This window comes from Psychrobacter fozii (genome assembly GCF_003217155.1).
Classification (GTDB): domain Bacteria; phylum Pseudomonadota; class Gammaproteobacteria; order Pseudomonadales; family Moraxellaceae; genus Psychrobacter; species Psychrobacter fozii.
Genome location: NZ_QJSU01000003.1, coordinates 22,620 through 42,018, shown reverse-complemented (window position 1 = coordinate 42,018; position 19,399 = coordinate 22,620). Strand labels below are relative to the sequence as shown.

17 protein-coding genes and 1 tRNA gene are annotated in these 19,399 nt (G+C 42.8%); 13 read left to right on the top strand and 5 right to left on the bottom strand.

All coding sequences use genetic code 11. From position 1 onward, the window contains the following. Window positions 1-61 precede the first annotated feature (61 nt). The 3 genes from DFP82_RS04745 to scpB all read left to right on the top strand — a co-directional run bounded on the left by DFP82_RS04745 (window position 62) and on the right by scpB (window position 2,816). Window positions 62-1,147 (top strand): tryptophan--tRNA ligase, encoded by a 1,086-nt coding sequence (locus DFP82_RS04745; RefSeq protein WP_110922595.1) that lies wholly within the window; start codon window positions 62-64, stop codon window positions 1,145-1,147. A gap of 28 nt (window positions 1,148-1,175) precedes the next feature. Continuing rightward, on the top strand, window positions 1,176-2,015 hold the full coding sequence (locus DFP82_RS04740; RefSeq protein WP_110922594.1) for a segregation and condensation protein A: 840 nt from the start codon (window positions 1,176-1,178) through the stop codon (window positions 2,013-2,015). A 153-nt stretch (window positions 2,016-2,168) separates the two neighbouring features. After that, a complete protein-coding gene (gene scpB / locus DFP82_RS04735; protein WP_110922593.1) occupies window positions 2,169-2,816 on the top strand; it encodes an SMC-Scp complex subunit ScpB in 648 nt (215 codons plus the stop codon). A 138-nt stretch (window positions 2,817-2,954) separates the two neighbouring features. Here scpB and lolA read toward each other — a convergent pair whose 3' ends face one another. The 3 genes from lolA to rplU form a co-directional block, all read right to left on the bottom strand. Beyond that, entirely contained in the window at window positions 2,955-3,638 is a 684-nt protein-coding gene (lolA, locus tag DFP82_RS04730) for an outer membrane lipoprotein periplasmic chaperone LolA (RefSeq protein ID WP_110922592.1), read from the bottom strand. Window positions 3,639-4,028: 390 nt separating this feature from the next. Continuing rightward, window positions 4,029-4,286: a 50S ribosomal protein L27 gene (rpmA, locus tag DFP82_RS04725; protein WP_021813611.1), complete on the bottom strand. Its 258-nt coding sequence runs from the start codon at window positions 4,284-4,286 to the stop codon at window positions 4,029-4,031. 91 nt (window positions 4,287-4,377) lie between these two features. Further along, window positions 4,378-4,689, bottom strand: a complete 312-nt coding sequence (gene rplU, locus DFP82_RS04720) for a 50S ribosomal protein L21 (protein ID WP_110922591.1) — start codon at window positions 4,687-4,689, stop codon at window positions 4,378-4,380. Window positions 4,690-5,516: 827 nt separating this feature from the next. Between rplU and DFP82_RS04715 the strand changes: the two genes are divergently transcribed. The 5 genes from DFP82_RS04715 to hemB all read left to right on the top strand — a co-directional run bounded on the left by DFP82_RS04715 (window position 5,517) and on the right by hemB (window position 15,083). Next, a complete protein-coding gene (locus DFP82_RS04715; RefSeq protein WP_110922590.1) occupies window positions 5,517-6,542 on the top strand; it encodes a polyprenyl synthetase family protein in 1,026 nt (341 codons plus the stop codon). A 746-nt stretch (window positions 6,543-7,288) separates the two neighbouring features. Continuing rightward, window positions 7,289-8,686, top strand: coding sequence for an efflux RND transporter periplasmic adaptor subunit (locus tag DFP82_RS04710; protein WP_110922589.1), 1,398 nt, complete (start codon window positions 7,289-7,291; stop codon window positions 8,684-8,686). Between the two features lie 35 nt (window positions 8,687-8,721). Further along, window positions 8,722-11,970 (top strand): efflux RND transporter permease subunit, encoded by a 3,249-nt coding sequence (locus tag DFP82_RS04705; protein ID WP_110922588.1) that lies wholly within the window; start codon window positions 8,722-8,724, stop codon window positions 11,968-11,970. Beyond that, entirely contained in the window at window positions 11,967-13,781 is a 1,815-nt protein-coding gene (locus DFP82_RS04700) for an efflux transporter outer membrane subunit (RefSeq protein ID WP_245905641.1), read from the top strand. The genes DFP82_RS04705 and DFP82_RS04700 overlap by 4 nt, the downstream gene beginning before the upstream one ends. Window positions 13,782-14,075: 294 nt before the next feature. After that, the gene (hemB, locus tag DFP82_RS04695) at window positions 14,076-15,083 is read left to right on the top strand and encodes a porphobilinogen synthase (RefSeq protein WP_110922587.1); all 1,008 of its coding nucleotides are present in this window, start codon (window positions 14,076-14,078) and stop codon (window positions 15,081-15,083) included. Window positions 15,084-15,174: 91 nt separating this feature from the next. Here the strand turns inward: hemB and DFP82_RS04690 are convergent, their stop codons facing one another. After that, complete coding sequence (locus tag DFP82_RS04690) at window positions 15,175-16,152, bottom strand: glutathione S-transferase family protein (RefSeq protein ID WP_110922586.1); 978 nt, start codon at window positions 16,150-16,152, stop codon at window positions 15,175-15,177. A 311-nt stretch (window positions 16,153-16,463) separates the two neighbouring features. Here DFP82_RS04690 and DFP82_RS04685 point away from each other — a divergent pair. Further along, window positions 16,464-16,540: transfer RNA gene (locus tag DFP82_RS04685), tRNA-Val, on the top strand. Window positions 16,541-16,781: 241 nt separating this feature from the next. Here the strand turns inward: DFP82_RS04685 and DFP82_RS04680 are convergent. Further along, a complete protein-coding gene (locus DFP82_RS04680; RefSeq protein WP_110922585.1) occupies window positions 16,782-17,006 on the bottom strand; it encodes a helix-turn-helix domain-containing protein in 225 nt (74 codons plus the stop codon). Window positions 17,007-17,156: 150 nt separating this feature from the next. Here DFP82_RS04680 and DFP82_RS04675 point away from each other — a divergent pair, with 150 nt between their 5' ends. From DFP82_RS04675 to DFP82_RS04660, 4 genes are read left to right on the top strand one after another with little or no spacing between them, the layout of a single operon-like run. Beyond that, entirely contained in the window at window positions 17,157-17,372 is a 216-nt protein-coding gene (locus DFP82_RS04675; RefSeq protein WP_045447035.1) for a hypothetical protein, read from the top strand. Between the two features lie 11 nt (window positions 17,373-17,383). After that, the gene (locus tag DFP82_RS04670; RefSeq protein WP_110922584.1) at window positions 17,384-18,586 is read left to right on the top strand and encodes a site-specific integrase; all 1,203 of its coding nucleotides are present in this window, start codon (window positions 17,384-17,386) and stop codon (window positions 18,584-18,586) included. After that, a complete protein-coding gene (locus DFP82_RS04665) occupies window positions 18,583-18,873 on the top strand; it encodes a hypothetical protein (RefSeq protein ID WP_110922583.1) in 291 nt (96 codons plus the stop codon). Before DFP82_RS04670 ends, DFP82_RS04665 begins: the two co-directional genes overlap by 4 nt. Window positions 18,874-18,883: 10 nt before the next feature. After that, window positions 18,884-19,204 carry a hypothetical protein gene (locus tag DFP82_RS04660; RefSeq protein WP_110922582.1) on the top strand — a complete coding sequence of 107 codons (321 nt, stop codon included), beginning with the start codon at window positions 18,884-18,886 and terminating at the stop codon, window positions 19,202-19,204. Window positions 19,205-19,399: the final 195 nt, after the last annotated feature.

Here is a 19,399-nt window from a genome sequence, read left to right as displayed (position 1 = left end):
GATCGACTCATAAATAACAACGCATTTATAATAATTTGATAAACGAAATAACGGATTTCCTATGACTAGTAATAGTACATCTAACAACCAAACCTCTTCCGAAACAGCAGCTGTAAAGCGCGTTTTGACTGGTATTAAACCGACTGGCACTCTACATTTGGGTAACTACGTTGGTGCGATTCGTCCAGCCATCCAAGCTATTCAAAACAGTGACGATGAAGCATTTTTCTTTTTGGCAGATTACCACGGCATTATTGGCTGTTACGACCCCGCTATCATTCATGAGTCAACCAAAGCGATTGCCGCGACTTGGATTGCCTGTGGTCTAGACCCGGAGCGTGTGACGTTTTATCGTCAGTCAGACGTGCCTGAAATTCCAGAGCTGGCTTGGGTATTGAACTGCTCATGTGCCAAAGGGCTAATGAACCGTGCTCACGCTTATAAAGCAGCTGTCGATATCAATATGGACAAAGAGGACGTCGATCCTGATCAAGGTATCAATATGGGGCTGTTCGGCTATCCTGTGCTCATGGCAGCTGATATATTGATGTTCAATGCTACTCATGTTCCTGTTGGCCGTGATCAAATTCAGCATATTGAAATGGCACGTGATATTGCTGGTACATTCAATCATCGTTACAAAACCCTCTTTACGCTACCGTCAGCAGTCGTCGATGACAATATCCCGTTATTGACGGGTCTTGATGGCCGTAAGATGAGCAAGAGTTATGGCAACACCATTCCTCTGTTCGGTGATGCTAATCCGCAAGTCAGCGCAGAAAAACAGATGCACAAAGCCATCATGAAAATCGTCACCAACTCTCAGCTGCCTGAAGAGCCAAAAGATCCTGATGATTCAGCTATCTTTGAGATTTATAAAGCGTTTGCGACGCCTGAAGAAATTGCTGACATGCGTGAGAAGTTTGCAGCTGGTATTGGTTGGGGAGATGCAAAAAAAGCCTTGTTTGAAAAAATAAATGACGAAATTGCCCCATTCCGCGAGCGTTATCAAGAACTGATGGCCAATCCGAAAGAGCTTGAAGAAATCTTGCAAATGGGCGCAGAAAAAGCACGTCGTCATAGCCGTAAGCAACTAGACAAGACTCGCCGTGCCATTGGTATTCGTCCACTTGCCAAGCTTAAGTAATCCATTGAAGACAGACCATGTACCAGAAATGATACCAGTATCCTTTGCCAACGCTCATGATATGTCGTTGCGTATTTATCAGACGCCAGTACAACATTTACCAGAAGATTTATATGTACCACCGCAAGCCTTTGCCATTTGGCTAGAGCAGTTTGCTGGACCATTGGATTTTCTGTTGTATTTGGTCAAAAAGAACAATGTTGATCTGACCCAGATGCCAATACTGCCCATCACTGAGCAGTATTTGGCATACATTGGTGAGTTAGATACTGAGCATTTTGAATTGGCAGGTGACTATCTACTGATGGCATCGACGTTAATCGCCATCAAAACAGAGCTATTACTGCCTAAACCAGAAGCACCTACCGATGAGCGCGACCCAAAGGCAGAGTTGATTGAACGTCTTGAAGCCTACGCTCAGATTAAGGTAGCCAGTCAACGCCTAGACAATTTGGTTCGTCTTGAGCGCGATGTTTTTCTGGCCATGGTGAGTATGCCCAGTCAAGAAATCATGAATACCGAACTGCCAAACTACTCACCAAATTTGTTGATTGATAGTTTATTTAAGATGCAACTACAGCCCGACTATCAGATGCACAATATTAAAGTCGATGCCGTACCACTTGCTGATCGTATTGCGAGTATCAGTCGGCAGCTCAGTACGGATGGTGCACGCTCTTTTTATGAGTTATTGGACAAAGCACAAGGCAAGATAGGTGTGGTGGTCAGTTTTGTCGCGGTATTAGAGCTAATAAAACGGCAATTGGTCGGTGTGGTGAATGTTGATGCAGCAAGCAATCCCATTGCTGATAGTGGTTCTGAAAACGACTCACATATTGGGCTATTGACCTTGCAGTGGCTAGCTTAGCCATATAATCGATCCTCTATAAACTGGATACGGTGTTAGTCTGCTACTTGTCGTACTTTCACTCGCCTTCCTTTTATCTAGATGCTATTGAACCGACTATATTTAACCTGCCCTATATTAAAAATACAATACTTATAAAAGAGCATACTCTCGATGGTAGATATTGACGACATAACACTAAATGACACAGTACCAAATTACATAACACTAAACGATAAGACACAACAATCGATATCAGCAGCTGAACGCTCCTCACTACCTGATGATCAGCTGCAAAGATTTGAAAGTATCAGCAAAGATATCGAAGTACTATTACATGCTTCAGAAACGCCGCTGACCGCTAATGTATTAAAGAAGCATCTGAATTTGTCTACCAAAGAGCTAAAACAAGCGCTCGCATTATTACAAACACGATTGGACACGGGTGTACTTAGCTTACACGAGACCGCTAGTGGCTATCGATTACAAATAGCAGATAACTACAGCGCCCTCATTCAGACCGTCTTTCCACAACGTCAGGAACGCCTCAGCCAAGCGTTACTAGAGACGTTAAGTGTCATTGCTTACAAACAACCCGTCACCCGTAGTGACATAGAGTATGTACGCGGTGTGACGCTATCGAGCAACATACTTAGGCAGCTCTTTGATAAAGGCTGGGTCAAGGAAGACGGTTATAAAGATACGTTAGGTCGTCCTGCATTGCTACACACCACACCGCAGTTTTTAGATGCCTTTGGATTGAGTGATTTAGATGAATTACCACCGATGCCAGATATGAATGCTATCAAAGCCATGTCTTAAATCTTTGAATATACTCAACGCACAATATCGTTGTAAAGATACAGTCTTACAGCCCTACTCACTGCCACAAAAAAGGACAAATCACTTAAGATTTGTCCTTTTTTATTGAATCACTAACTACAGCGTCGTGATTGATGGTTATTGATTGATAACATCAACACCTGCTGGTGGTGTGAATTTGAATTGACTGCTACTGATGCTTGGATTCAGTTTGATATTACTGAACTTAATCGATGTGGTCTGACCAAGGCTGTCGTTTAATACCATCATCACTGGCTTACCACCGCTAAAGCTCATTGATAAGCTCTTGAAGCTAGCACTATCTGATTTTGGATAGAGCACATAGTAGTTTTTATTAGAATATGGCTGAGTGATTTTGAAGTTCTGATCAATTTTGCTCGGATCACCTGATAGCAATAGTGCTGGAGTGTTACCTACTTGGCTATCGACGTTTTGCTTGGTCGCTTGCTCCAAATCTTTGTCATAAACCCACATTGAGCTACCATTGGCAACAATTATCTGCTGTGATGGCGATTTTGTTTCCCAACGGAAGTTATTCGGACGTTGAACGCTCATAGAGCCACTAAACGTACCGCTGTTTGCCCCTTTAGTCGTTTGGGTAAAGTTGGCTGTCATACTCTTAGTGTTGGTCAAAAGCGTGTTCAAACGCTTAGCAGCGGTCAAGTTATCTGCAGGGGCTGCCGTTGCCGATTGAGTCATCGCAATCATAGGAGCTGCTACGCCAAGCGATGTCATTAATACACCCGCTAAAGCACCGTTCATCATTTTTTGTTTGATTGATTTGTTCATTGATAAAGTCATTATAAATCCTCTCTAAAAAAGCATAGTAGCTTTTAAAAAATAGTCGCTTAAAAGTAAAACATCTCATTAAATTTTTTGTTTTCTATAAGTGCTTATCTGACCAATATAAAATTGGTGCCCATAAACAATGACAACAGTGTGCCAGTTTTTTTATTGCGCGCCTAGTCATGATTTGCAATCATTACTACGGCTGCCATACACGCTTGTAACCGCATTGGCTATACACTATTAAATAGTATGAGCCGTTTTTCTTATTATTTTTCACTACTTCTGGCAAGCTTCAATAAGAATGAATACACGTAAAAAAAGCCCCTACTACCATAAGGCAATAGGAGCTTTTTTAATTATCCGATCATTTTACTCAAAGAATAAAACGACCTAAATAGATAATTATGCGTTTTCAACCGTCACATAACGACGGTTAAATTTGCCTTTGGTCGCAAACTTTACAACACCGTCATTCAGTGCAAATAAAGTATGGTCACGACCCATGCCAACGCCTTCGCCTGCGTGGAATTCTGTACCACGTTGACGAACGATGATGTTACCAGCTGTGATAGCTTGGCCACCAAAGATTTTTACGCCTAGCATTTTTGGGTTTGAATCACGACCGTTACGGCTCGAACCGGCAGCTTTTTTATGTGCCATGAGAAAATCTCCTTGTTAATTTGACTTACCGCTGATGCGATAACTCTTAAGCATTTAGTGCGCTATTTAGCAATAATTGCTAAATGGGTAATTAGGCATTAATGGCTTTGATTTTTAACAAGGTGTACCATTGGCGGTGACCTTGTTCTTTGTGATAATGCTTACGACGGTTGTGCTTGATGATACGGATTTTTTCGCCGCGACCATGCTCAACAACTTCAACTTCTACGCTAGCGCCTTCAACGACAGGCTGACCGATTTTGACGTTATCGCCGTCAACAACCATTAACACGTCTTCAAATTTGATTGTTTCGCCTTTTTCTGCTTTTAGTAGTTCAACTTTAAGCAATTCATCGACGACTACACGGTGCTGTTTACCACCAGTTTTGATTACTGCGTACATTGTATGACTCCGTTTAACCCGTGTGCCGTGGCTGATGTTATACCAACGCTTTTACGACGAACACGACAGGGAAAAATTAAAGGCAAGATTTTACGGCTTTTTGCTCATAAAAGCAAGCCGCGCCTCTTGTTTTTGTAAGGTGGTTACACTAGGGTCTGTTGAACATTCAAATATTAGGGCTGCTGATCGCTAAAATTTCACCAAACTAGGCGCAAGTCGACGATAATGTCGAGACCTTAGCTAGGCTTGTAACAACGTTTGGGGGGATTTTAGCATCAGCCCTTTGGGGCAGTACTATTTTTTGCCAATATATGGCGAAATTGTCTAACCTAGAATGACTAGGCATCAAAAATTTCACTGCATATTGTCTAAAAAATAGTGACCGCCAGCACCACATTTGAATGTTCAACAGACCCTAATAACCGTATCCGTTATTACTATATAAGCTGTTGATTGTGAACGTATCTAAGATACTACTCAATAAAAAACAGCCAGTATAAAAATAATGAATAACAGTTTATGCCTAACAGCCGTTATTATAACTTATATAATCAGTTACTTATAGCCCTTTATCACTCATGCCTGCCTATAAAAACACAGCAGAGTTACAGAGTTATCATTTAAATTGATTTTAATATTTTATGCCAATAACTACCTGCAATAGGTGTGGTATACAAGATAATCGTGCTGCTCTCTAAATACTTTAACCAACAATTTAGAGAGACAGCTATGCTATTATAGAAAAACGCCTTACCTGCTATAGGCTTAAGGTTAAAAGGCATCAAGGCTAAAAACTCTTTCTACTCCTATTAATATGACTATTTATTATGACCATTACCCCTTCAAATAATACAGATTCAATGGCTCAATCAACACCTAACTATGCTGATATCCAAAGTATCGTGGCTGATGATTTTGAAATCATGGACAAGCAAGTATTCGGTAGTCTTAATTCCAAAGTTCAATTGGTAATGAGCGTCTCGCAACATGTGATTAATGCTGGCGGTAAACGTATGCGCCCGCTGATTACGTTGTTGTGTGCACGCATGTTCAATGACAATCCATCAGAAAAAGCCATGCATTTAGCAGCAATCACCGAGATGCTGCACACCGCTACGCTCGTTCATGATGATGTCATTGATGAGTCAGGTCAGCGTCGTGGCAAGCCAACCGCCAATGCCACATGGGATAATGCCACAGCCGTACTGGTCGGCGACTATCTGATTGCCCGAGCCTTCAACTTATTGGTCGGCTTTCAAAGCTTGCCATTGTTGCAAGTTTTTTCAGATGGGACTTGTGATATTGCTGAAGGTGAAGTGTTGCAGTTACAGCATCAGCATAACCCTGCCGCTACAGAAGATGACTACTTGCGCATTATCGATGGCAAAACCTCGCGTCTGTTTATGATGGCCACACAAGGGGCGGCTATCTTGCAAGACAAGACAGAATATATGCAGGCATTGGGTGATTTTGGTCAGCACTTTGGCAACGCCTTTCAGATTATCGATGATGTGCTCGACTATAGTGGCGATAGTGAAGTGATGGGAAAAAACCTAGGCGATGATCTTGCTGAAGGCAAGCCTACTCTACCAACCATTAAAGCGCTTGAGCTGCTAAAAAATAGCGACGCTGAAGGCTATGAGCAGCTGCGTATTGCTGTGCAGACAGGTAAGACACCAAACGCTGAGCAACTTATTGAATTGGTACGTCGTTCAGGCGCTCTAGACTATTGCAAACAGCGCGCGTTGGAAGAAACCAAACTGGCTCAAGACGCCCTTAATACTCTACCTGACAACCGCTATCGCACAGGCTTATATCAATTGACTGAACTTGCTAGCGCTCGATTAGTATAATTAAATGTGAGTCGTCTTTATTATTGATTGATTAAGACGGCTACTTTTTGAGTAGCATTTTTAGCAGCCTAGTACATGGGAAGCTAATAACCTAACAATTCGCTCCTTTAAAAATCAGTATGTCAGCTGAATCGTTACCTTTCTTTAAGTTTTATAAATCCTCGCAGTACTATAATCGTGTAAGAATTGTTTTGACGGTCGGATAATTTTTGATCAAGAGGCTTTGATTGATACTCCATGTACCTTCGCTCAGGTTAAAGATGTTTTTAGGTATTGCTAAAATCGCATTTTTGCTGTCTGCGCAACATTTCTTAAGCACAATCTCAGATACGTATATAAAAATAGACTCTATAACAAAAAAACAACACTATATTGCGCTGTCACAACGTTACGCTTTGGTAAACGTTATCTCTTGTGATGCTTACCCCTTCAATGTTTGTACAGTTCATGAGAACAAATGTGGCTTTCTTTTGCAGAATATCTGTTTTTATTAGCTTGACTGTGGGGTTAACCCTTTAGTTAATAATAGCGGACTATGTTTATTGGCTAAATCTAACTATTTAATTATATATTTAGTACCAGTAGCCATCTTTATATTTATTAAACAATCAATATTATAACGCCTATGTATATTATTCATAACGCTTAGCATTGGTTGTCATAGAACAAATAACAATATCTCGAACACTATTATTGATTATTACTCTTTTATTTATACCGCAATTATATTATTGACGAGGACATTGATGAAGCACTCTTATCTTGCGCTTGTAATAGCAGCTGTACTATCTGGAGCTGTATTGGTGGGCTGTGACAGTAACGAGGATGCCGCTGGGGATGCCGCACAGCAGCAAATGCCACCCTCCGTCGTCAACGTACAGACCGTAACCTTTGAAGCCGTACCACAAGTACAAACCTTTTCTGGTCGTACTGCCGCCTATCAGGCTGCAAACGTCCGTCCACAGATTAATGGCGTCATTGACGAAATACTGTTCCGTGAGGGAAGTACAGTCAAAAAAGGTCAACCACTTTATCGTATCAATACAGATAACTACACGTCTTCTGTGACCAGTGCTAAAGCGTCAATCGCACAAGCGCAGGCCAATTATCAGACAGCAGTGGCCAATAGCGTCAATGCACAAGCTGATTTGGTTAGCCAAAAAGCCTTGCTTGCTCAAGCACAAGGAGACTTACAGCGATTGAATGGATTGGTCGAAATTGATGCAATCTCCAAACAACAATATGATCAAGCAGTCACCTCAGTTCGTACCGCACAAGCTGCTGTACAAAGTGCCAACGCTGCTATCGGACAAGCCAAAGCGGGTATTGAAAGTGCGAAAGCGGGTATTCAAACCGCAAAATCGAGTTTTGATGCTAGCAGCCTAGACCTTAGCCGCACTATCGTACGTGCACCAATTTCAGGTCGTAGCGATCGCTCAAATGTTACCGCTGGAGCATTGGTGAGCGCAAGTCAAGCTGACCCATTAGTGACCATCTCACGCCTAGATCCTATCTATGTCGATATCAGTCAATCTTCATCTGAGCTACTTAAGTTAAAGAAACAACTTGCTGAAGGTAAAGCACAATCAGGGCTAAATAGTGTTGAGCTAGTATTAGAGGACGGTTCTGTTTATCCAGTACGTGGTGAGCTTGCATTATCAGAAGCACAAGTTGATGAATCAACAGGTGCTGTCACCCTACGTGCAATCTTCCCAAATAGTAACAGTATTCTGCTACCAGGCATGTATGTCAGCGCGCGCTTGACACAAAGTGTGATCAACAATGCGGTACTGGTACCACAAAGTGCTGTCACACGCTCTGTCAAAGGTGAAACTCAGGTTTATATCGTTGATGAAAGCAATAAAATCAAAGTACGCCCTGTCACAGTCAATGGTACTTATAACGGTAATTGGGTAGTAACTGACGGTCTCAAAGAAGGTGAAAAACTGGTCGTCATAGGTGGCTCAAAAGTTAAGCCTGATCAAGAAGTCGTTGCCAAACCTGTAGAAAACGCTACACCAGCATCAACTGGAAATAGTGCGCCTGCTAGTACTTCGGCCAAAACACCGCAGCAAGCAGCAGAAACTAAGAAACCTGCTGAGAGCAACACGGCCAAGAAACCTGCGGAAGATGCAGCTAACTAATTCCATTCAAAGATAGGAAGACTTAGGGATATACTATGTCACGTTTTTTTATTAATCGCCCTATTTTTGCATGGGTATTGGCTATCTTAGTCATGCTCATCGGGGTGATATCGGTCATTAATCTACCGATCGAACAGTACCCACGTATTGCACCGCCGACTGTTACAGTTAGCACAAATTACCCTGGTGCCAGTGCGCAAACCGTCGAAGACTCAGTGGTTCAGATCATCGAACAAAAAATGAAAGGTCTTGATGGTTTGATGTATATGTCATCAACCAGCTCGTCAAACGGTAGCGCATCAGTGACGCTCACCTTTGAGACTGGTACTGACTCTGATACCGCTCAGGTACAGGTACAGAACAAGCTTCAAGCGGCAACAAGCTCACTACCTGAATCCGTTCAGCGTCAAGGTGTCACGGTCAACAAATCCTCTAGCAGTTTTTTGATGGTGCAAGCATTCATCTCTGAAGATGGCAGTATGGATCGCCGTGATATCGCCGATTACATTAACTCAAACATCGTTGATCAGATCAGCCGTGTCGAAGGTGTTGGTGAAGTTCGTGTATTTGGTTCTACCTACGCGATGCGTATCTGGCTAGACCCTGCACGCTTACGTAGCTATAACTTGATGCCTTCTGATGTCATTACTGCCGTCAGTGCGCAAAACGCGCAAGTCTCGGCAGGCCAGTTAGGTCAAGCGCCCGCTGACACTGAGCAACAGGTTATCAACGCCACGGTAACGGTACAAAGCTACCTACAGACACCTGATGAATTTAGAGACATACTATTGAAAACGGATGCCTCAGGCGCGCAAGTACGCTTAAGCGATGTGGCAGATGTTGAGATTGGAAGTCAAGACTACAGTGTTGACTCACTATTTAATGGTCAAGAAGCCGCTGGTATGGGTATATCATTGGCAGGTGGCGCTAACGCACTTGATACGCGCGAAGCACTTGGTGCTCGTATGGCTGAGTTGGAACAAAGCTTTCCTGCTGGCCTAACCACGGTTACTCCTTATGACACGACACCATTCGTTCGGTTGTCTATTGAACAAGTAGTACATACGCTCATCGAAGCTATTGTGCTTGTATTTATCGTCATGTTCATTTTCTTACAGAACTGGCGTGCAACGATTATCCCGACACTGGCTGTACCTGTGGTACTTCTCGGTACCTTGTGTGTGCTGTATATCGCAGGTTTTAGTATTAACGTTCTGACCATGTTTGCGATGGTACTGTCTATCGGACTACTGGTCGATGATGCCATCGTAGTCGTAGAGAACGTCGAACGGATTATGGAAGAAGATCCTGACATTTCTGTCAAAGATGCTACCATTCAATCAATGGGTGAAATTAGTAAGATTGTTGTCGGTATTGCTCTGATTCTATCAGCAGTATTTGTACCTATGGCGTTCTTTAGCGGTTCAACTGGTGCTATCTATCGTCAGTTCTCCATTACCTTGATTACTAGCATGGTACTATCGGCTTTAGTTGCCCTTATCTTTACCCCTGCCCTGTGTGTGACCTTGCTTAAACGTAGCAAGAGCCATGACAAGAGTAATATGGCCACTCAAAAAGGTTTCTTCGGTTGGTTTAACCGTAGTTTCTCTAAAGCAAGCATCTCTTATGAGCGCTTCGTGGGTAAAAGCTTCGGTCGTAAATGGTTATATTTAATTGGCTATGCTGCCATTATTGGTATTATGACGGTGGTCTTTTTACGCATTCCTAGCTCGTTTTTGCCAGAAGAAGATCAAGGTATTATGTTTACCTTAGTTCAGCTCCCATCTGGCTCTACACTCGATCAAACACAAGACGTACTAGATAAAGTTAGAAACTATTACGATACTCAAGAAACCGATAATATTGCCTCTGTCTTTACCGTTGCAGGCTTTAGTTTTGCCGGATCAGGCCAAAACATGGGTCTGGCGTTTGTACGCTTGTCAGATTGGGATGACCGCCCAGGTGATGAAAATACCGCGCAAGCTGTGGCTGGCCGGGCAATGGGGTATTTCTTTACTCAGATTAATGAGGCACAAGTATTCCCGATTGTACCGCCTGCTATTACTGAACTTGGTAATGCCAGTGGTTTTGACTTGATGCTACAGGATACCGGAAACGTCGGTCATGAAGGGCTGCTCGAAGCCCGCAATATGTTGTTGGGCATGGCCGCTCAAAATGACCAAGTCTCTGGTGTACGTCCTAATGGTCAAGAAGATGCACAGCAGCTCAAGGTCAATGTCAATCAAGAACAGGCCGCTGCATATGGCTTGTCGATGTCCAGTATCAATAGCGTTATCTCGACTGCATGGGGCTCAAGTTATATCAATGACTTCGTTGACCGTGGTCGTATTAAGAGCGTTTATGTACAAGGCGAGCCGAGTAGTCGTACCAACCCTGACGATCTTGGTAAGTGGTACGTACGTAATGACAATAACGATATGATTTCATTCGATGCGTTCTCTAGCAGTGAATGGCAGTCAGGCTCTCCGCGTCTGACCCGTTACAACAGTTTCCCTTCTATGAACATTCAGGGTGCTGCTGCTGCTGGACTCAGTACGGGTGAAGCAATGGCTGCGGTAGAGACGATGATAACCAATCTGCCGGAAGGCGTCGGTTATGAGTGGACAGGCACGTCACTTGAAGAGCAAAAATCAGGTGCTCAGGCTCCATTGCTATATGCAATCTCGCTCTTAGTGGTATTCTTATGTTTAGCCGCCTTGTATGAGAGCTGGTCTATCCCATTCTCTGTCCTATTGGTCGTTCCGCTTGGTGTTTTAGGAGCGGTAGTATTTACATGGATGCGTGGCTTCGCCAACGACGTTTATTTGCAGGTAGGTCTGCTCACCGTAGTCGGACTATCTGCTAAGAATGCTATTCTAATTATCGAATTTGCGAGAGACTATCAAGAAGCTGGTTATAGTCTCAAAGAGTCAGTGATGACAGCAGCGCGTCAACGTCTGCGCCCTATTATCATGACATCGCTTGCCTTTGGACTTGGGGTTGTACCACTATTCCTAGCCACTGGCGCTGGTTCTGGCAGCCAAAGTGCGATCGGTACTAGTGTACTTGGCGGGGTCGTCAGTGCGACATTATTAGGTGTATTCTTTATTCCAATGTTCTATATTTGGATACGTAGCATCTTCCCTCATAAGTATGAGGATAATAAGCCAAATGACAGAGATGGTGGTGGTGATAATACGCCGCATACGCCAAACGGTGATCCACAAAGCCCGACTCTCTCTAAGAGTTATCAGCCTGTGAACTTAGGAGATAATACACAATGAGTTTTCGTTCACTTTTTACCTCAAACTCAGCACACGCGGCAGTCAGCATTACTGCCAGCGCGTGCGCAACGACAGATGAGCGCCCCATGACCTCTACCCCTTTATCACTATCTAGCGCCCGCAGAAATGGCAGTCGTCTAATAGGCCTGACCGCTTTAGCAATAAGCATGGCTGCCTGTAACACTATACCAAAAGCGGATATGCGTCCTGTACTTGCTGAGCCTAATATTCCGGTTCAGCAAGCCTATGGCGCGTATGACAAAGAAACTGTCAGTAGTGCTGATCAGGCAAGTATCGCCAGTCAACGCTGGCAGAACTTCTATAGCGATGAGCGTTTAAAGAGTTTGATTGCGCTCGGTCTTCAAAACAATAAAGACTTTGAGAATGCACGCCTAGCCATCGAAAAAGCACGGGCGCAATATCGAATCACTGATATTAGTGATTTGCCAACGATTGATGGTAGCGGTGGTTACTCTCGCAGCGCTCAAAACAGCGTGGATCGTAACCCTAGTAGCAGCTACAACGTCAATCTAGGCTTGGCAAACTACGAGCTGGATTTTTGGGGTAAAATCTCAAGCCTAAAAGATCAGGCTTTACAGAACTTTTTGGCCACCACTGCCGCAAAAGATACCACTCAAATCAGTCTAATCAGTAATATTGCTCAAAGCTACGCTAACTTAAGTTATAGCCTAGCACAGCTTGAACTGGCTTCTAAAACTTATGAAAGTCGTAAAGAGTCGCTATTCATTACCACCAAGCGCTTTGAAGCTGGTATCGATGACAAGCTTGCTTCTTTGCAAGCCAGCGCCTCATTAGAAGACGCCAATCTTGCGATGCTAAGTGCTCAGAGCAGTGTATTAACAGCCCGTAATGCTTTGCAGTACTTAGTCGGTGCACCAATACCTAGCAATCTTATTCCGAACGCGTCTGTTACCAACATCACTAACCAGCAGATATTTAGTGCTGGACTACCTAGTGAGCTGCTACGCTATCGCCCAGATGTACTGCAAGCGGAATACAATCTAAAAGCCGCTGGTGCCAATATCGAAGTGGCGCGTGCGTCTTACTTCCCGTCTATCAGTCTAGCCAGTAGCATTGGTGTTAGTAGTGGTAGCTTGAACGACTTATTTAATACTGGCTCGGTTGGCTGGTCATTTGGCCCTAGCATTAGCGTGCCTATCTTTGATGCTGGTCGATTGGATGCCAATTACGATGTGGCGCAGATTGAACGTGAGCAAACGCTGACTAGCTACGAGAACTCTATCCAAACGGCATTCCGTGAAGTATCAGATGTACTAGCGACACGTGCCACATTGGGTGATCAGCTCGACGCACAGTATCGCTTGCAGGATAACTTTGATCAGACGTATCAGATTGCCAATGCTCGCTACAAAGCTGGTATCTCTAACTATCTAGACGTTCTCGATGCACAGCGCTCGTTGTTCTCAACTCAGCAAGGTATCTTGAATTTAGAGCTACAAAAAATCATTAGCCAGATTGAGTTGTATCAAGTACTTGGTGGTGGTTCCAATCTAGACATACCGACTGCTATCCCTGTGCCGCAACATACCAATTTAGCCCAAATCGCTAATGTAGCTGCCAATACCAATAAGGCAAAAGCGACCAAGGCTATCGATGCGGCTGGTTCAGCACGTGTTGCTTCTCAGCAAGAAGCCGTGGCAATCAAACAGGCACAACCTGTAGAAACAACTACCTTTATCCCTACTGCTGTTGTCGATGTTAACGATGATGGTAAAAAAGATACTGCCGTAGGTGTGATCACTGAAGAAACACGCTTAATTAAAAAATAGTGTAGAGTCAGTTCACGTTACAAAGATTGTTAGGCCTTAAATCATACAATCATCATCTTGTAACGTAACGATATCCTCACATTGACAGTCGATACGTACAATCAGCCCTACCGACTTGGTGGGGCTTTTTGCTTTCGGTAGTGACTATTGGTTATAGTAGTGACATTTTATCGAACACACTGTTGCCTACATGAATTCTATAAAAAATTGGACTGCTTTATAGAGCAGATCTAACAGAGCCTGACGCAGTTAACATCCGAATAACCCTGATTGTAATTAAAATAAGGAATTATGATGACTTACACTTTTAATCGCCAATACCCTGCTACTCGCTTGCGCCGTCTACGTTATAACGATAACGTGCGAGCGATGATTCGTGAAGTGGAACTACATCCTAAGCATTTCATCGCTCCCGTCTTTGTATTAGAAGGCGAAAATCAGCGCGAAACGATTGCGAGCATGCCAGGTGTCGAGCGCCTATCTATTGACCTACTGATTAAATATGCCAAAGAGCTATTAGCAGAAGGTGTTACGACCATCGATATCTTCCCTGTGATTGACAACTCACTAAAGACACCAGATGGCAGATCAGCATATGACGAAAATGCCCTGACAGCACGCACGGTAAAAGCGGTGAAAGATGCCGTACCAGAAATGGTGGTCATGACAGACGTTGCTTTAGACCCTTACACTTCGCATGGTCAAGATGGTTTGCTCGATGACAGCGGTTATGTGGTCAATGATGCAACCGTCGAAGTATTGGTGAAGCAAGTATTGGTACATGCACGCGCTGGCGCTGACATTATCTCGCCGAGCGATATGATGGATGGCCGTATCAAAGCCATGCGCGATGCCCTAGAGTCTGAAGGCTTTGTCAATACTGCTATCATGGCCTACTCAGCTAAATACGCCTCTTCTTATTATGGCCCATTCCGTGATGCGGTCGGTAGTGCTGGCAACCTAAGAGGCGGACATAAGAAACAGTATCAGATGGATTTTGGCAATCGTGCAGAAGCGTTGCATGAAGTGGCCATGGACATCAATGAAGGTGCTGATATGGTGATGATTAAACCTGGTCAGCCATACTTAGATTTGATTCGTGAAGTTAAAAATACTTTCGGTGTACCAACCTTTGCTTATCAAGTCTCTGGTGAATACGCCATGCACATGGCAGCCATTCAAAACGGCTGGTTGAGCGACGCGGTCATTTTAGAGTCACTGATTGGCTTCCGCCGCGCTGGTGCTGATGGTATCTTGACTTACTTTGCCCTAGAAGCAGCACGTCAGCTAAACAACGCTTAGTGTTAAATAAACGGTATTTCATCTCATAAAAAAAGCCCCAACTACTATTAAGCAGTTGGGGCTTTTTTTGAATATTTTTTGATAAATAAAACTATAGACGTGCACGGTCATGTGGCTCATTAAAATCAATCACTGGGCCAGCAGGTATGATACGCGTAGGATTAATATTGGCATGACTGGTGTAATAATGCTGCTTGATATGCACCATATTTACCGTCTCTGCAATACCTGGCACTTGGTATAAATCACGCAGATATCCCCACAGATTTGGGTAATCCACGATACGACGCAGATTACATTTAAAATGCCCGACATACACAGCATCAAAACGCACCAAAGTCGTAAACAGTCGCCAATCGGCCTCTGTTATGCTATTGCCTACCAAATAGCGCTTACCTGACAGGCGTACCTCTAACGTATCTAGTGCGTCGAATAGTGCGGTCACGGCTTCTTCATAAGCCTCTTGTGTGGTCGAAAATCCTGCTTTATATACACCATTATTTATCGCAGAATAGACAAAGTCATTAATCTCATCAATTTCTGTTAATAAGTCGGTCGGTAAAAAATCACCCGCTACAGCACCAACTTCGTCGAAATCTGAATTAAACATACGAATAATTTCTGACGACTCATTGCTAACGATGGTATTGGTTTTCTTATCCCATAAGATAGGCACCGTGACGCGCCCTGTATAGTCTGGTTTTGCCGCGATATAAATCTCATAGGCATTCGATGCATGGTTCAATGGATCAGCAATAACCCCTTCTCCCGCTGCAAACGTCCAACCATTCTCACCCATAAACGGATGAACGACAGACAGTGAAATCATATTCTCTAAGCCTTTGAGCTTACGATAAATCAAAGTACGGTGCGCCCAAGGACAGGCCAAAGACACATATAAATGATAGCGATTAGGCTCAGCTTTAAAACCGCCTACCCCTGATGGTCCTGCGCTGCCATCTACTGTGACCCAGTTTCTAAAGCCTGCGTCTTCACGCTCAAAACGCCCACCGCTAGATTCTGTGTCATACCATTTGTCTTGCCATTGCCCATCTACCAATAGACCCATCTTATTCTCCGGTTTCTCTGACTTTTATTTAACTTTTGTGAAATATGATTGGTTTCAACTTATGATCATGATGATAATCACCTCGTTTCCAGAGATATCATATCAGTTATAGATGCTTCTTCATTTGATTTCACACTTTAATTAACAATAAAAACTAAACCAGTTTAATTAAATATTTAGTAAAAATACATAAAAATCATTTTAAGTTAGTCAATCTATGTCTCATTTCTAAATATAATAATAATAAGGCGATATTCTGATAGAAAAGGCTTGCAAAGTTTGAAAAACTTGCTAAAATGCATGACCTAAATAGGCGTATAGCTCAGTTGGTTAGAGCGCTACCTTGACATGGTAGAGGTCAGCAGTTCGAGTCTGCTTATGCCTACCAAATTTAGAAAGCCCCAATCTCACGATTGGGGCTTTTTTTTGTCCGTGAAATATGGGCTGTAGTGAAAAAGGAAACTATACGTCGATGCAAATTTCCTCTTTTCTCACTTTCCGCAAACGTCATCAAAAAACGTGTGTGCCTAAATTGTGCCTAAGTTGCGCCTGCTCTCTATTTTGCCTTTCTTTCAGAGTCGCACTTTCGACCTCTACCCTAAATTATCTAAAACACTCTCAATATTTATTTACTTCTTTTTATCTAGCGAGTCGTTAGGTACATAAGTAAATAAATCACCTACTTCAATATCTAGTGCCTCACAAATTTTATCCATAGTGTCAAAATCTATTCTTGAAGTCTGTTCGTTATAGATCTTGTGCACTGTCGACTTGCTAATTCCTGTCATTCTTATTAGATCTGCCACCTTCATACGACGTTCAGCTAGTAGCACTGGTAAATTACATAAAATCATTAATAATTCCTTAATAGACTAAAAAAGTACTTGCATCGACTAACGATAACTAGTAAAGTACTTCTATCGAATAACAAATTACTTTTATAGAATTATTTGTTATCTCGATAAAACAACCTAGTTATTTAATTGGCTTACAAGGAATTTATTATGTCACATACCTACCTAACTACCCAAGAGCTTTCTGAGCTCATCAAATATAACCCTCGTACTATCCGTAATGAGCTCAAGGATAGTGTGCTGATCGAAGGCATTCATTATATACGCCCGTTCGGTGGTCGTAAGATTTTGTACATTTGGGAGGAGATTGAAAAAGATATGCGCACTGGCATCGCCGGTAGTATCAACGCCATGGCACTACAATAAGGAGAAATAGAATGGCTAGTATTAGAACCCGCAGAGGTAGCAATATGCTATTCGTCGATTTTTATTATATGGGTATACGCTGTCGGGAGACGACAAACCTGACGGACACGCCAGCGAATCGCAAAAAGCTTGAAAAAGTGATTGAGAAAATGGAAGCAGAAATCATCCTAGGTTTATTCAACTACGCTAAGTACTTTCCAAAAAGTGATAAAGCGGCAGAAATGGTAGCGTTGAACGATCGCAAGGAATGTATTAATACGAATACACCTTCCTTTGAGCAGTTTGCAAAATTATGGTTTTCTGAAAAAGAAATTGAATGGCGTGATACTTATAAGCGCAAAATAAAGGAGATTATCGATATGTACTTGATTGTTAAGTTTGGGACTAAGCCCATTCATCTCATAAAAAAGACAGATGTATTAGCCTTCCGTTCATCGCTCGCCAAAGTAACGTACGGAAAATCTAACAAACATCTGTCAGCGGCACGCATCAATTCGATCATGGTACCTTTAGGTATGATACTAAAAGAAGCGGCTAAACGCTATCAGTTTGACAGCCCTTATTACGATATCAATGCGCTCAAGCAGCCTAAAACGGATATTCAACCATTCACACTGAATGAGGTTTGGACGTTTATTAATGGTGTGAGAGCAGACTATCGCAATTATTATCTGGTACGTTTTTTCACAGGGATGCGTACGAGTGAGATTGATGGGTTGACGTGGGAGAACATTGACTTTGATCGACGTGAGATTGTGATCAAACAAGCTTATGTTAAAGGCAAAATTGTTCCTCCTAAGACTCAGGAGTCTTACCGTGCAATTCAAATGTCACCTTGGGTCTATGATGCTCTAAAAGAACAGCAAACGATTACTTATGGACGCTCTGATTATGTGTTTTGCGCACATACTGGTGAACCACTTGATTATAACAACGTGAATAAGCGTGTTTGGCACCCTACTCTTAAGATTTTAGGTCTCAAGAAGCGTAATGCCTATCAGAGCCGTCATACCGCAGCAACGCTATGGCTAGCTGCTGGCGAAAGTCCTGAGTGGATAGCCAGCCAAATGGGACACTCTACGACCAAGATGCTGTTTAATACGTATAGCCGTTACGTACCGAATATGACTCGGCAGGATGGTAGTGCATTTGAAGCATTGGTCAATCGCAGTCAGATTACTCAGGTATCTACTGCCAAGGAGACGTCACAATGAAAATCATTGATTACGATAAGCTGCATGCGACGTTTAAACCTAGTGGCTATGTCAGTAATGACGCAAACAATATAGGTAACTACCTCATTTGTGAGCTCTGTATTCAGTCAGGTAGTGGTTTGGCTCGTTTCTTAAATGTGGATAGCTGCTTTGATAATCATATGGCAATGCGGGTATGGGTACAGAAGCGCCTAGATACCAATCCTGACTATGTACCTGATGAGATGCGTGGTCAGCTAGAGAGTACGCTTTATGAGCTACTACCACACACTGGCTATGGGTACTAAGGAGGATATTATGAGTATGAACTTCGTCTTTGATTTAGCTCTAGGGGGTGCAGAAAAGCGTTTGTGCCATAAATATTGGTCCTATGTGTCCCCTAGTGATTATATAGCGCATTTAGAATTGCTTTGTTATGACCACCACACGGAGATTGATGCATTATTTGCTACGCTTGCAAAATGTCAGGTTTATTTAGATGACATACACTGTGAGTACTGTGGTCGTCCTTATCAATTAGATGTCCCAGCAGATGTACCTTATGCAAGACGTTTAGATTTTTGGTTTTGTGATGGGTGTATCAGCTTTTCTGGTGGACAGCTTGTCTTAGGTAGGTAGAGCTTTAGATAGTGAGGAGTATCTGCTAGATTTGAATCAGAAAAATAAAAAAAGCCTCAGCTCATAAGTTGGGGCTTTTTCAGTTTAATCAGTTCAGCTATATTTTAACTAGAACTTTTATAAGATTACACTGTACAGACTACGCTAGCTTCTTTAGCCTTATCATAGACCCCGTAAGCATCTAGTCCTAAAGAC

Bases quoted from the DNA above. Each gene is read 5' to 3' on its own strand.
- DFP82_RS04745 (WP_110922595.1), top strand. From the start codon at position 62: ATGACTAGTAATAGTACATCTAACAACCAAACCTCTTCCGAAACAGCA.
- DFP82_RS04740 (WP_110922594.1), top strand. From the start codon at position 1,176: ATGATACCAGTATCCTTTGCCAACGCTCATGATATGTCGTTGCGTATT.
- scpB (WP_110922593.1), top strand. From the start codon at position 2,169: ATGGTAGATATTGACGACATAACACTAAATGACACAGTACCAAATTAC.
- lolA (WP_110922592.1), bottom strand. From the start codon at position 3,638: ATGACTTTATCAATGAACAAATCAATCAAACAAAAAATGATGAACGGT.
- rpmA (WP_021813611.1), bottom strand. From the start codon at position 4,286: ATGGCACATAAAAAAGCTGCCGGTTCGAGCCGTAACGGTCGTGATTCA.
- rplU (WP_110922591.1), bottom strand. From the start codon at position 4,689: ATGTACGCAGTAATCAAAACTGGTGGTAAACAGCACCGTGTAGTCGTC.
- DFP82_RS04715 (WP_110922590.1), top strand. From the start codon at position 5,517: ATGACCATTACCCCTTCAAATAATACAGATTCAATGGCTCAATCAACA.
- DFP82_RS04710 (WP_110922589.1), top strand. From the start codon at position 7,289: ATGAAGCACTCTTATCTTGCGCTTGTAATAGCAGCTGTACTATCTGGA.
- DFP82_RS04705 (WP_110922588.1), top strand. From the start codon at position 8,722: ATGTCACGTTTTTTTATTAATCGCCCTATTTTTGCATGGGTATTGGCT.
- DFP82_RS04700 (WP_245905641.1), top strand. From the start codon at position 11,967: ATGAGTTTTCGTTCACTTTTTACCTCAAACTCAGCACACGCGGCAGTC.
- hemB (WP_110922587.1), top strand. From the start codon at position 14,076: ATGACTTACACTTTTAATCGCCAATACCCTGCTACTCGCTTGCGCCGT.
- DFP82_RS04690 (WP_110922586.1), bottom strand. From the start codon at position 16,152: ATGGGTCTATTGGTAGATGGGCAATGGCAAGACAAATGGTATGACACA.
- DFP82_RS04680 (WP_110922585.1), bottom strand. From the start codon at position 17,006: ATGATTTTATGTAATTTACCAGTGCTACTAGCTGAACGTCGTATGAAG.
- DFP82_RS04675 (WP_045447035.1), top strand. From the start codon at position 17,157: ATGTCACATACCTACCTAACTACCCAAGAGCTTTCTGAGCTCATCAAA.
- DFP82_RS04670 (WP_110922584.1), top strand. From the start codon at position 17,384: ATGGCTAGTATTAGAACCCGCAGAGGTAGCAATATGCTATTCGTCGAT.
- DFP82_RS04665 (WP_110922583.1), top strand. From the start codon at position 18,583: ATGAAAATCATTGATTACGATAAGCTGCATGCGACGTTTAAACCTAGT.
- DFP82_RS04660 (WP_110922582.1), top strand. From the start codon at position 18,884: ATGAGTATGAACTTCGTCTTTGATTTAGCTCTAGGGGGTGCAGAAAAG.